The organism is Salmonella sp. SAL-020, from assembly GCF_017372215.1.
GTDB lineage: Bacteria > Pseudomonadota > Gammaproteobacteria > Enterobacterales > Enterobacteriaceae > Salmonella > Salmonella enterica.
Genome location: NZ_CP071690.1, coordinates 647,161 through 659,788 on the forward strand (window position 1 = coordinate 647,161; position 12,628 = coordinate 659,788).

A 12,628-nucleotide genomic window follows, 5' to 3' on the forward strand; every position below is an offset into this window, starting at 1 on the left:
CAATTGGATGCATTTTGAGCAGATCTTGTTTTATGGTTTACGGTGTGTTGCGTTAGCAGCGGCGTGAGAAAAAGGTGAGCCAGGGCAGATTTTAAAGAAAAAGGTTGTCCACGCTAAACAATTTCATAATGAAAATAAGGCGCAGGATGAGGTGAAAATCGTACAAATATTAAGGATTAATCGCAAATTGCGATCCAGAGCAATTTTAACAACTAAAGATAAATAGATTAGCGCCGAAATAACATCTGAGCGAAAAATTAACATCCAGATAACCTGCACAGGACGCTATCATGTCTTCTCATCCCTACGTCAGCCAGCTAAATACCCCGCTGGATGATGATACCACTCTGATGTCTACGACCGACCTGGAAAGCTATATCACTCACGCCAATGACACTTTTGTCCAGGTGAGCGGCTATCAGTTAAACGAGTTACTGGCGCAGCCACATAATCTGGTGCGTCATCCGGATATGCCGAAAGCTGCCTTCGCAGATATGTGGTACACCCTAAAACAGGGCGAACCGTGGAGCGGCATTGTGAAAAACCGGCGTAAAAACGGCGACCATTATTGGGTGAGGGCCAACGCGGTACCGATGATACGTGAAGGGCGTGTGACGGGATATATGTCGATCCGTACCCGCGCCACGGATGATGAGATTGCCGCCGTCGAGCCTTTATATCAGGCGCTAAATGAAGGGCGGTGTAGTAAACGTATTCATAAAGGCCTGGTGGTTCGTCAGGGCTTGCTGGGCAAACTGCCCGCTATGCCTGTTCGCTGGCGAGTGCGTAGTATTATGGGGCTAATGGCCGTAATGCTGGCGTTGGCGCTGTTCGGTACGGATGCCTCATGGCAGGCGTTGTTGTTGGGCGCGTTGGCGATGCTGGCAGGTACGGCGCTATTTGAATGGCAAATTGTGCGTCCCATTGAAAATGTGGCGACGCAGGCGCTGAAAGTGGCGACCGGCGAACGCAACAGCGTACAACACCTTAATCGTAGCGATGAGTTGGGGCTGATGCTGAGGGCCGTGGGGCAGCTTGGCTTGATGTGCCGCTGGCTGATCAATGACGTATCAAGTCAGGTTTCCAGCGTCAGAAACGGCAGTGAAAGGCTGGCGAAGGGTAACAATGATCTGAACGAACACACCCGTCAGACCGTGGAGAATGTTCAGGAAACGGTAACGACCATGAACCAGATGGCGGAGTCCGTGAAGCTCAATTCCGAGACGGCTTCCGCTGCGGATAAGCTTTCCATGGCGGCCAGTAGCGCGGCGACTCAGGGAGGTGAGGCGATGGATACGGTGATTAAAACGATGGATGATATCGCTCACAGTACGCAACGTATCGGGACGATCACCACGCTAATTAACGATATCGCTTTTCAGACGAATATCCTGGCGCTGAATGCGGCGGTAGAAGCGGCGAGAGCGGGCGAGCAGGGGAAAGGGTTTGCCGTGGTTGCTGGCGAGGTACGTCATCTTGCCAGCCGTAGCGCTAATGCGGCGAACGATATTCGTAAATTAATTGACGCCAGCGCAACAAAGGTGCAGTCAGGCTCCGAGCAGGTTCACGCCGCAGGCCGTACCATGGATGACATTGTAGCCCAGGTGCAAAATGTCACCCTGCTTATCGCACGGATCAGCCAGTCGACGCAGGAACAGACAGATGGGCTTTCCAGCCTGACTCGCGCCGTGGACGAGTTGAACCGCATAACCCAGAAGAATGCGGCGCTGGTGGAAGAGAGCGCACAAGTCTCCGCAATGGTAAAACACCGTGCCAGCCGGCTGGAGGATGCGGTCACGGTACTGCATTAAGTTTATTTGTAGGTAGCAACGGTAATGACATCCGCCCGGTAGCAATAAGCTTACCGGGCGGATGCGCTCTGATAGAAGGCGGTGCCTGCCACCATAGAGAGTACCAGTGGCCTGTGATGTTAAAAATAATGTGATATTTATTCCTTCTCCCTTTCCTACCTATTAATAGGTATAAACTCAGTTAATAAATAAGAAATGGTTAACCTTTTAGCGTATTTCTTTCATTATTAGTGCCAATTTATGTCACTTTTGGTTCATCTTTCTGTGAACAATAAAAATTACTTACTAATAATGTTCAGAAATAAAAAGCGATCAATATCATAAAGTTAGTAACATTATTGCCGATAAATCTTCCTGTATGAGGATATGCAATCCCAGGGAGAAAATATGTTTTTGCATAACATTAAAATACGTTCAAAATTATTTATGGCCTTTGGCTTATTCATTGTTCTCATGGTGGTGAGTTCCGCTCTGTCTTTGTTTAGCCTTGATCGGGCTAATACGGGTATGCAGGACATTATTACCAATGATTATCCCACCACGGTAAAAGCCAATCTGTTAATCGATAATTTTAATGATTTCATCATCGCGCAGCAGCTCATGTTACTGGATGAAGAGGGGCGCTGGAGCCAGAGCTCGCAGAAAGAACTCAGTGAGATAAGCCAGCGCATTTCGGCGCTACTGGATGAGCTTTCCAGGGAAAATAGTCACGATGCGGATTCACAGAAAATCATTAATGAGATCCGTGAAGCGCGCCAGCAATACCTGGAGTCCAGATTCCGTATTTTGAAAGATATTCAAAGCAATAATCGTCAGGCGGCCATTCAGGAGATGATGACCAGAACGGTGCAGGTGCAAAAAGTCTATAAGGACAAAGTCCAGGAACTTATCGCTGTTCAGGACGCGCAGATGCATGAAGCGAGCGTGCAGGTCAAAGAGGATTTTAAAAATAATCGGACGCTGTTAATCACTTTGGCGCTGATAAGCATCGCCGCCGGAGGCGTAATGGGATGGTATATTGTGCGTTCTATTACCCGGCCGCTTGATGACGCAGTACGCTTTGCCGAGGCGATTGCCGATGGCGATCTGACTCGCCATATCACCACCGACTATAAAGATGAAACAGGCGTACTACTGCAAGCGTTAATGGCGATGAAAACGCGTCTACTGGATATCGTACAGGAAGTGCAAAACGGTTCGGAAAGTATCTCCACAGCGGCGGCGCAAATTGTCGCCGGTAACCAGGATTTGGCGGCGCGTACGGAAGAGCAGGCCAGCTCGGTTGAAGAAACGGCGGCGTCGATGGAACAGATTACCGCCACGGTTAAAAATACGGCTGACCATACCAGTGAAGCGACCAAACTCTCTGCCGGCGCCGCCAGCGTAGTGAAAAACAATGGGGAGATGATGAATCAAGTGACGCAGAAAATGCGCGTCATTAACGATACGGCAAATCGTATGTCGGATATCATCAATATCATTGATTCCATTGCCTTTCAGACCAATATTCTGGCGCTGAACGCGGCGGTTGAAGCGGCGCGCGCGGGCGAACATGGACGTGGTTTTGCCGTTGTCGCCGGAGAGGTTCGCCAGTTGGCGCAAAAGAGCGCCTCGTCAGCCAGTGAAATCCGTAATTTGATTGAAGATTCAACCAGTCAGACTCAGGAAGGGATGCACCTGGTGGAGAAAGCCAGCGCCCTGATTAATGGCATGGTGGATAACGTCGAAGAGATGGATGTGATATTACGTGAGATTGGGCAGGCCAGCCGCGAGCAAACTGACGGTATTTCGCAGATTAACAGCGCGATTGGCCTGATTGACGCCGCCACGCAACAAAACTCCTGCCTTGTGGAAGAGTCTGTTGCCGCCGCGGCGTCGCTGAACGAACAGGCGTTACATTTAAAAGAGCTGGTTAACGTGTTCCGCGTCCGCGAAGAGGACACGCAGCCCGCTTAATCCAGTTCGGCGATTTCCAGCGCCGCGCGATCAATCACGCCGATAATGCGTTTGATTTGCGCGTCGTTGATATCGCTGTGGTTTATCCGCAGATCCAGCACGGCCTTGAAGTTATCCAGCGCCCGCTTCATCTGCGGATTTTTACGTAACTCCATGCCCACACAACGGGCTTTTAGCCGCGCCTGAATATGCGTCAGGTGTTCGCGATTTTCATCAAGCCATTGCGCGCCGTTCGCGGTAATCGCGATTTTTTTCCGCCCGCCTTCTTCGTCGCTAATCGTGATAAATTGCTGATCCTGTAAAAAATCCAGCGTAGGGTAGATCACGCCAGCGCTTGGCGTATAGCCGCCCCCCGTCAGGTTTTCTATCGCTTTAATCAGTTCATAGCCGTGGCTGGCGTCCCGGGTCAGGATATCAAGAATGACCAGCCGAAGTTCCCCGTGGCCAAAAAATCGCTGACGTCGACCACCGCCCTGTCCATGACGACCACAGCCGTGTCCGTGACGGTGCTCGCCGCCGCAACTGGCGTTCTCATGCTGATGCGCGCTATGGCAGCCTTCATGCTGATGTTCTCGATCTTTGCAGCAACCATCGTGCATATGATCCCGGTTTTTGCAACACCCTTCATGTTGATTTTGCATCATTGCCTCCTGCTTATTTAGATATATCTAATTTATATCTAAATGATGGTTTTTAGCAAGGATAAAAGCGCTTGTTGATATAATCTATTAATTTATAACGTTTTATTTTGAAGTTGTGATTAGCGATGTGTTGCCAGAACACTATCAAAAAACAGTTGCATTTTTACTGATTAACAATCATTATCATTTAAAACTTTAATTTAGATATATCGTATTACTTCACGAAGGCAAAAAATGACGACATCATCCGTACGCTACCCACAGCGTGTTCGTAATGAGCTGCGTTTTCGCGAGCTGATCGTTCTGCGGGTAGAACGTATTAGCGCAGGATTTCAGCGGATCGTACTTGGCGGCGAGGCGCTGGACGGTTTCATCTCCCTGGGCTTTGACGATCACACGAAAGTTTTTTTCCCTGAGCCAGGCTGTCGCTTTACGCCTCCGACAGTCACTGAGGAAGGCATTATCTGGGGGGAGGGCGTTCGCCCGGTCTCCAGGGATTACACGCCGCTGTATGACGAGGCGCGTCGCGAGCTGGCGCTGGATTTCTTTATCCACGATGGCGGCGTAGCCAGCCGTTGGGCAATGGAAGCCCGTGAAGGCGATACACTGACGATCGGCGGGCCGCGCGGTTCGCTGGTGGTGCCGGAAGAGTATGCCTGTCAGGTTTATGTCTGCGATGAGTCCGGTATGCCTGCGCTACGTCGTCGTCTGGAATCGCTTAGCCGTCTGCCTGTGCGCCCTGCGGTAACCGCGCTGGTGAGCATTCAGGATGCGGCATACCGCGATTATCTCGCCCATTTGACGGATATTACTGTGGAATATGTTGTTGGCGGCGATGAACAGGCAATGCAAACGCGCCTGTCGCAGCTGACAATACCAGAATCAGACTATTTCATCTGGATTACTGGCGAAGGCAAAACGGTAAAACGTTTAAGTCAGTGCTTTGAAAAGGGGTTTGATCCACACCTGGTACGTGCGGCAGCCTATTGGCATCGTAAATAGCGGTATGGGGCGAGCCCTGTCAGAAACAAAAAAGCCACTCTTTAGAGTGGCTTAATTATATGATTTTAAAGCTAAAATTTGGTGGCCCCTGCTGGACTTGAACCAGCGACCAAGCGATTATGAGTCGCCTGCTCTAACCACTGAGCTAAGGGGCCGTGGCGGTGGATTATAATGTAACTTTACGCTGTAATCCAGCCGTAACCGTGCGGGTGCTGTTTTTATAAACAATGTGTTTTCAACCCGTTATACTTAAAGAACGTTGTATTGCTCAGGAGTAATAATGGTTAAGGACATACTGGCGCCAGGGCTACGGGTGGTTTTTTGCGGCATCAATCCGGGACTCTCCTCGGCGAATACCGGCTTTCCGTTTGCGCATCCCGCGAATCGTTTTTGGAAAGTTATTCATTTGGCCGGTTTCACCGATCGACAGTTGAAACCGGAAGAGGCGGAAAAATTACTGGATTTTCGCTGCGGGGTAACGAAACTCGTCGATCGACCGACGGTACAAGCGACTGAGGTGAAGTTGCATGAATTACGTAGCGGCGGACGCAACCTGATTGAAAAAATAGAGGACTACCAGCCCGCAGCGCTGGCGGTGCTTGGTAAACAGGCTTTTGAACAGGGATTCAGCCAGCGTGGTATCGCCTGGGGTAAACAAAAGATCGCCATTGGCGCGACGATGGTGTGGGTGTTGCCGAATCCCAGTGGCTTAAACCGAATTAAAACGGAAAAACTGGTCGAGGCCTATCGCGAACTGGATCAAGCGCTCATTATGCGTGGGCTATAGCAATGGGGAATGAGGGCGCGAATACTCGCGCTGTGTAGAAATTCTGCAGGCCAAATAGGGCGCTTGCGCATGGCCTGATAAAAAAACGCCGCCTTGCGGCGGCGTTTATACGTGTGCGGCGAATTAATCGTCGAGGAAGCTGCGCAGCACTTCAGAACGGCTCGGGTGGCGCAGTTTACGCAGCGCCTTCGCTTCGATCTGACGGATACGTTCGCGGGTAACATCGAACTGTTTACCCACTTCTTCCAGCGTGTGGTCGGTGTTCATATCGATACCGAAACGCATACGCAGCACTTTCGCTTCACGAGCGGTCAGGCCAGCCAAAACGTCGTGAGTGGCGGCACGCAGGCTCTCGGTAGTGGCAGAGTCCAGCGGCAGCTCGAGGGTGGTATCCTCGATGAAATCACCCAGATGCGAATCTTCATCGTCGCCGATCGGCGTTTCCATGGAGATTGGCTCTTTGGCAATCTTCAGCACCTTACGAATTTTATCTTCCGGCATCAGCATCCGTTCAGCCAGCTCTTCCGGCGTTGGCTCGCGGCCCATCTCTTGCAGCATCTGGCGAGAAATACGGTTGAGCTTGTTGATGGTCTCAATCATATGCACCGGAATACGGATGGTGCGCGCCTGATCGGCGATAGAACGGGTGATCGCCTGACGGATCCACCAGGTTGCATAGGTGGAGAACTTGTAGCCGCGACGGTATTCAAACTTATCTACCGCTTTCATCAGACCGATGTTGCCTTCCTGAATCAGATCAAGGAACTGCAAGCCACGGTTGGTGTATTTCTTAGCGATAGAAATAACCAGACGTAAGTTCGCTTCAACCATCTCTTTCTTCGCACGGCGGGCTTTCGCTTCCCCGATGGACATTCGACGGTTGATGTCTTTCACCTGTTCGATGGTCAGACCGGTCTCTTCTTCAATCTGCCGCAGTTTTTGCAGACAGCGTTGCACTTCTTCCGCGACATCGTGCAGTTTTTCCGACCACGGTTTGTTCATCGCGATAGCGGCGTTGAACCAGGTTTCGCTGGTTTCGTTACCGGTAAACAGCGTGATAAAGTTCTTCTTCGGCATTTTGCACTGCTCGACGCAGAGCTTCATGATCAGACGTTCCTGGGTACGCACGCGATCCATCATCACGCGCATACTGTTGACCAGATAGTCGAATTGCTTCGGTACCAGACGGAACTGTTTGAACACTTCAGACAGCTTCAGAATCTCTTCCTGCGCGGCAGCATGGCTGCGGCCTTTCGCTTTGATGGTGTCGCGCGTAACGACGTATTGCGCGCGCAGCTCAGCGAATTTTTCGCGTGCCAGTTCAGGGTCAATGCTGTTGTCGTCATCGGCGGCGTCATCGTCGCCGTCTTCTTCATCTTCGTCTTCGTCATCATCCAGGTCTTCCTGGGAGAGTTCAGAACCGACGTGAGTTGCGGTCGGCGCCATCTCTTCTTCCGCGTTCGGATCGACAAAGCCGGTGATAAGATCGGACAAACGAGCCTCTTCAGCCTCAACGCGATCGTACTGTTCCAGCAGATAGGTAATGGCTTCCGGGTATTCGGCAACGGAGCATTGAACCTGGTTGATCCCGTCTTCGATACGTTTAGCGATGTCGATTTCGCCTTCCCGGGTCAACAGTTCAACAGTGCCCATTTCACGCATATACATGCGTACCGGGTCAGTCGTACGACCGATTTCAGACTCAACACTGGACAGAACTTGTGCAGCAGCTTCTTCCGCATCTTCATCGGTGCTGGTGGTATTTTCAGCCAGCAGCAGATCATCGGCATCAGGCGCTTCTTCCATTACCTGAATACCCATGTCGTTGATCATTTGGATGATATCTTCAATTTGATCTGAATCGACGATATCTTCCGGCAGATGGTCATTGACCTCAGCATAGGTCAGATAGCCTTGCTCCTTACCACGGGTGACAAGAAGTTTCAGCTGTGACTGCGGGTTTTGCTCCATAAGACGGTATCCACACTTATTCGTTTGATTGGTGTCGACGGTATAGCTGTCGACATTTAAAGCGAGGGCATACTTATATTTTGGCCGCTGCCTCTCACTGCGGCTGTCGGGGGCTTCCCGATCGATATGCGGCATTTAAGCCGTTAAATTCATTTTCTGGCCAGCTCCTGGTTTAACGTCCAGAGCTCTCGGCGTTCTTCGCTGCTTAAACCGTGAGTGCGATCGCGAGCGATCAGCTCTTCTTGTCGCAGTTGCAGCAGCGAATCAAACATATGGTTGAGTGAGTCGGTAAAGGTCTTTTCGGCAATCGCCTTATCTGCTATATCGTCCCACATCGATAATTTTTCAAGGGTCGCAGCATCATTTGTGCCACGGTAGAGTTCCAGAAGTTGTCCGGTAGTAAGACCTGGCTGAGCCAAACAAGTTTTGACCAATTCTTTAAATAAGCCAAGTCCAGGCAGCTTATTCTGATCCAGCGCGTCTAAGGGCGGCACTAACGGCGCGAGATCCGGATTTTGCACCAGTAATCCTATCAGTATACGCATGGTCGTGCGTTTTAGCTGCGGAGCCGGGCGGGAAACGCCGCTTTCCGCCTGTTTTGGCACTAAACGATCAAGCTGACTATCATCGAAAATGCCTAACTTCAGCCCCAACGTCTGGCGCAACTGAATACGGTGTGCGTCGCCAGGCACCTGATTAATGAGCGGCAGCGCCAGTGCGGCTAACTGCGTGCTGCCATCCGGCGAGCTTAAATCCACCTGCGGCAGGAGGCTATTAAACAGAAACGTAGAGAGCGGCTGCGCCTGCTCCATCCGCGCTTCAAAAGCCGCCTTGCCTTCTTTACGCACCAGCGTATCCGGGTCTTCGCCGTCAGGTAAAAACATAAAGCGTACCTGCCGACCGTCGGTCATATAAGGCATTGCTGTTTCCAGCGCTCTCCAGGCGGCATCACGGCCAGCCCGGTCGCCGTCGTAACAGCAAATTACGTTGTTCGTCGCCCGGAATAACATATGCATATGGTCTGCCGTGGTTGAGGTACCCAGCGAAGCGACCGCATAGTTAATGTCGTATTGCGCTAGTGCGACGACATCCATATAACCTTCGACCACAAGCAAGCGTTGCGGTTCAGCACTATATTGCTGAGCCTCATAAAGACCATATAGCTGGCGGCCTTTATGGAAAATGTCCGTTTCCGGAGAGTTAAGGTATTTCGGCGTGTCGTTCCCCAGTACTCGACCGCCAAAACCAATCACCCTGCCGCGTTTGTCCCGAATAGGGAACATGACCCGATTACGGAAACGATCGTAAGTGCTGCCCTGCTCGTTATTGACCAGCATCCCGGCATCCAGCAACAATGCCTTGTTATCGCTGTTATTACCGAAGCGCTTTAACGCGTTATCCCACCCTGGCGGCGCGAAGCCAATGGCGAAACGCTGAATAATTTCAGCGCTCAGACCGCGCTTTTGCAGATAGTCACGCGCAGGTTTTGCCGCAGGATGGGTAAGCGACTGCTGATAAAAGTCATTCAGACCATTCATCAACTGATAGAGGTTTTGCCGTTGATGGCGCTCTATCTGGCTAAGCCCGGTGCCTGCTTCATAGGGAATTTCCAGGTTATGCATGGCCGCTAATTCTTCGACGGTTTCGACAAATTCGAGTTTGTCGTAATTCATTAAAAAGTCGATCGCATTGCCATGCGCGCCGCATCCAAAGCAGTGATAAAACTGTTTTTCACCGTTTACGGTGAAAGAAGGGGTTTTCTCATTATGGAATGGACAACACGCGTGATAGTTCTTGCCCTGTTTCTTGAGTTTTACGCGCACGTCGATCAGATCGACGATATCGGTTCTCGCCAGCAGGTCATTAATGAATACGCGTGGGATTCGTCCAGCCATATGCCCCTTTTATACACGTCATTCTTCAGGCTGCGTAGTGTTGGCTACGTTTGCTCACCCCTGTCGCTGACTTGCGTAAGCGCCGGGGACTTGCTCTCTTGCCGCCTGGACGCAGCATGAATGATTTTGTGTATATGCTAATGCATAAACGAAAACAAGCCGCGCATTCCTTTCGGAAGCACGGCCTTACAACTACAACTCGATCTGAATTGAGAGCAGCCCGCTCTCAAAAGATTAGTACAGACGAGTACGGCGTGCGTTTTCGCGAGCCAGTTTCTTCGCGTGACGTTTCACTGCAGAAGCTTTAGCGCGCTTACGTTCGGTCGTCGGTTTTTCATAGAACTCACGACGACGAACTTCCGCCAGAACACCTGCTTTTTCGCAGGAACGCTTGAAGCGACGCAGAGCTACGTCGAACGGCTCGTTTTCACGTACTTTAATTACCGGCATGTGCCTCTCACCTTTGATTAATTCGGTTTGCCGCTGGCATCAACGCCAGCTTATTTCAAAATGGTGCGGAATTTTACTGCAATTGCTGCTGCTTTGTAAAGCACCGCGGCCTTTTTTGAACGGGACTTTTATAAGGTGAGGGAGTATACACGAAGTCGGGACTGAGGGTATACATCCACCCGCATTCGACCTACACTGCGCGGTATTAGAGCGAGGTAAAACAAGTCATGCGTGTACTGGGTATTGAAACATCCTGCGATGAAACCGGCATCGCTATTTACGACGACAAAAAAGGTCTGTTAGCCAACCAATTGTATAGTCAGGTGAAATTACATGCTGACTACGGCGGCGTAGTGCCTGAACTGGCTTCCCGCGATCATGTGCGTAAAACCGTGCCGCTGATTCAGGCGGCATTAAAAGAAGCCGGTCTGACGGCGAGCGATATCGACGCGGTGGCCTATACCGCAGGCCCGGGCCTGGTCGGCGCGCTGCTGGTCGGCGCAACCGTCGGGCGTTCGCTGGCATTTGCCTGGAATGTGCCGGCCATTCCTGTACACCATATGGAAGGTCATCTGCTGGCGCCAATGCTGGAAGATAATCCCCCGGAATTCCCGTTTGTGGCGCTACTGGTCTCCGGCGGACATACGCAGCTCATTAGCGTGACCGGAATCGGTCAGTACGAACTGCTGGGAGAGTCGATTGACGATGCCGCCGGTGAAGCGTTTGATAAAACCGCCAAATTGTTGGGGCTGGATTATCCTGGCGGCCCGATGCTGTCGAAAATGGCGTCGCAGGGGACGGCGGGACGTTTTGTCTTTCCGCGCCCGATGACCGATCGCCCGGGGCTGGATTTTAGTTTTTCCGGTCTGAAAACCTTTGCCGCTAACACCATTCGTAGTAATGGCGGCGACGAACAAACTCGCGCTGATATCGCGCGCGCTTTTGAAGATGCGGTCGTGGATACGCTGATGATCAAGTGCAAGCGCGCGCTGGAAAGCACCGGTTTTAAGCGTCTGGTCATGGCGGGCGGCGTCAGCGCTAACCGCACGCTGCGCGCGAAGCTTGCCGAAATGATGCAAAAACGCCGCGGCGAAGTGTTCTATGCGCGTCCGGAGTTTTGTACTGACAACGGGGCGATGATCGCCTATGCCGGAATGGTGCGGTTTAAGGCGGGCGTTACGGCGGATCTTGGCGTAACGGTACGTCCGCGCTGGCCGCTGGCCGAGCTGCCGGCGGCGTAAAAGCGGAGAAAGGGGGCGACATCATGCCGCCCCAACGGGTTTACAGCAAAACGACGGGCATCCACAACAGCCTGGAGACGATCAGCAGCACCAGGAAGATCAGGCCGAAAATCGCGCCTAACCACGCCAATGGTGGAAGGGTGACGCGCGGCGGATTCGATATGTACGCCCATCACCAAGCTATTGCCGGTCAACCCTTGTGAGCCGATCCCCAGACGGTTGAGGCCCTCTTCCAGACGCAGTTCCAGCTCAATCTTTCTGGCGTTTCTTTTTCAGCTTCGTCCAGATTTTCGTCTCCTGGCGACGCCACAGACGCTGGATGTTGTCATGATGGCGCAGCAAAATGAGACATGACAGCATCGATACCGGGAAGGTGAACTGCGGTTTAAACCACCAGACGTAAAACGGCGCAATCAAGGCGCTGACAATCGCCCCTAACGATGAATAACCGCTTAACAGGACCGTCAGCAGCCAGGTGCCAGCCATGACGCCGGTTAAATCCCAGCCGATGGGCGCAATGGCGCCAAACGCGGTTGCTACGCCTTTCCCGCCTTTAAAGCCAAAAAAGACCGGCCAGATATGCCCCAGACAGGCGGCGATAGCGATAAGCCCCAGCCAGAAAGGGGTAACGCCTAACGCATACGCGCCCCAGACGGGCAACATGCCTTTAAGGATGTCAAAAATAAGTACCGCGACAGCCGCTCCCTTGCCACCGATTCGTAATACGTTCGTCGCGCCCGGGTTGCCGGAGCCGCTTTCTCGCGGATCGGGCAGCCCGGCGATGCGGCAAACCAGAATGGCACTGGAAATTGAGCCGCAGAGGTACGCGAAGAGGATCATTCCAGGCGCGATTGCACTCATAAGCTGTTCCGTA

The 12,628-nt window shown here is 51.9% G+C and carries 10 protein-coding genes, 1 tRNA gene and 1 pseudogene; 5 read left to right on the forward strand and 7 right to left on the reverse strand.

Annotated features, from left to right (window positions below; all coding sequences use genetic code 11):
• Nucleotides 1-290: 290 nt before the first annotated feature.
• Together J1G48_RS03095 and J1G48_RS03100 are read left to right on the forward strand one after the other, a co-directional pair.
• Nucleotides 291-1,811 carry a PAS domain-containing methyl-accepting chemotaxis protein gene (locus tag J1G48_RS03095; RefSeq protein WP_000094642.1) on the forward strand — a complete coding sequence of 507 codons (1,521 nt, stop codon included), beginning with the start codon at nucleotides 291-293 and terminating at the stop codon, nucleotides 1,809-1,811.
• 387 nt (nucleotides 1,812-2,198) lie between these two features.
• A complete protein-coding gene (locus tag J1G48_RS03100) occupies nucleotides 2,199-3,767 on the forward strand; it encodes a methyl-accepting chemotaxis protein (RefSeq protein ID WP_000478462.1) in 1,569 nt (522 codons plus the stop codon).
• Here J1G48_RS03100 and J1G48_RS03105 read toward each other — a convergent pair.
• Nucleotides 3,764-4,411 carry a PadR family transcriptional regulator gene (locus J1G48_RS03105; RefSeq protein WP_000983441.1) on the reverse strand — a complete coding sequence of 216 codons (648 nt, stop codon included), beginning with the start codon at nucleotides 4,409-4,411 and terminating at the stop codon, nucleotides 3,764-3,766. The two genes, J1G48_RS03100 and J1G48_RS03105, sit on opposite strands and share 4 nt — an antisense overlap.
• A gap of 231 nt (nucleotides 4,412-4,642) precedes the next feature.
• On the opposite strand from J1G48_RS03105, the gene J1G48_RS03110 reads away from it, so the two are divergent.
• A complete protein-coding gene (locus J1G48_RS03110) occupies nucleotides 4,643-5,410 on the forward strand; it encodes a siderophore-interacting protein (RefSeq protein ID WP_000213760.1) in 768 nt (255 codons plus the stop codon).
• A gap of 79 nt (nucleotides 5,411-5,489) precedes the next feature.
• On the opposite strand, the gene J1G48_RS03115 is transcribed toward J1G48_RS03110, so the two are convergent.
• Nucleotides 5,490-5,565 (reverse strand) — tRNA-Ile (locus J1G48_RS03115).
• Nucleotides 5,566-5,690: 125 nt separating this feature from the next.
• Between J1G48_RS03115 and mug the strand changes: the two genes are divergently transcribed.
• Entirely contained in the window at nucleotides 5,691-6,197 is a 507-nt protein-coding gene (gene mug, locus J1G48_RS03120) for a G/U mismatch-specific DNA glycosylase (RefSeq protein WP_000237776.1), read from the forward strand.
• Nucleotides 6,198-6,320: 123 nt separating this feature from the next.
• On the opposite strand, the gene rpoD is transcribed toward mug, so the two are convergent.
• The 3 genes from rpoD to rpsU all read right to left on the reverse strand — a co-directional run bounded on the left by rpoD (nucleotide 6,321) and on the right by rpsU (nucleotide 10,513).
• Nucleotides 6,321-8,168: an RNA polymerase sigma factor RpoD gene (gene rpoD, locus J1G48_RS03125; RefSeq protein WP_001519776.1), complete on the reverse strand. Its 1,848-nt coding sequence runs from the start codon at nucleotides 8,166-8,168 to the stop codon at nucleotides 6,321-6,323.
• Between the two features lie 149 nt (nucleotides 8,169-8,317).
• Complete coding sequence (gene dnaG / locus J1G48_RS03130; RefSeq protein ID WP_000918865.1) at nucleotides 8,318-10,063, reverse strand: DNA primase; 1,746 nt, start codon at nucleotides 10,061-10,063, stop codon at nucleotides 8,318-8,320.
• Nucleotides 10,064-10,297: 234 nt separating this feature from the next.
• Entirely contained in the window at nucleotides 10,298-10,513 is a 216-nt protein-coding gene (gene rpsU, locus J1G48_RS03135; protein WP_001144069.1) for a 30S ribosomal protein S21, read from the reverse strand.
• A 227-nt stretch (nucleotides 10,514-10,740) separates the two neighbouring features.
• On the opposite strand from rpsU, the gene tsaD reads away from it, so the two are divergent.
• On the forward strand, nucleotides 10,741-11,754 hold the full coding sequence (gene tsaD, locus J1G48_RS03140) for a tRNA (adenosine(37)-N6)-threonylcarbamoyltransferase complex transferase subunit TsaD (RefSeq protein ID WP_001264394.1): 1,014 nt from the start codon (nucleotides 10,741-10,743) through the stop codon (nucleotides 11,752-11,754).
• 122 nt (nucleotides 11,755-11,876) lie between these two features.
• On the opposite strand, the pseudogene J1G48_RS03150 reads toward tsaD, so the two are convergent.
• Together J1G48_RS03150 and plsY are read right to left on the reverse strand one after the other, a co-directional pair.
• Nucleotides 11,877-12,005 (reverse strand): annotated as a pseudogene (locus tag J1G48_RS03150) (fumarate hydratase); the annotation flags it as partial.
• Nucleotides 12,004-12,615: a glycerol-3-phosphate 1-O-acyltransferase PlsY gene (plsY, locus tag J1G48_RS03155; RefSeq protein WP_001272784.1), complete on the reverse strand. Its 612-nt coding sequence runs from the start codon at nucleotides 12,613-12,615 to the stop codon at nucleotides 12,004-12,006. The pseudogene J1G48_RS03150 and the gene plsY, both read right to left, overlap by 2 nt.
• Nucleotides 12,616-12,628: the final 13 nt, after the last annotated feature.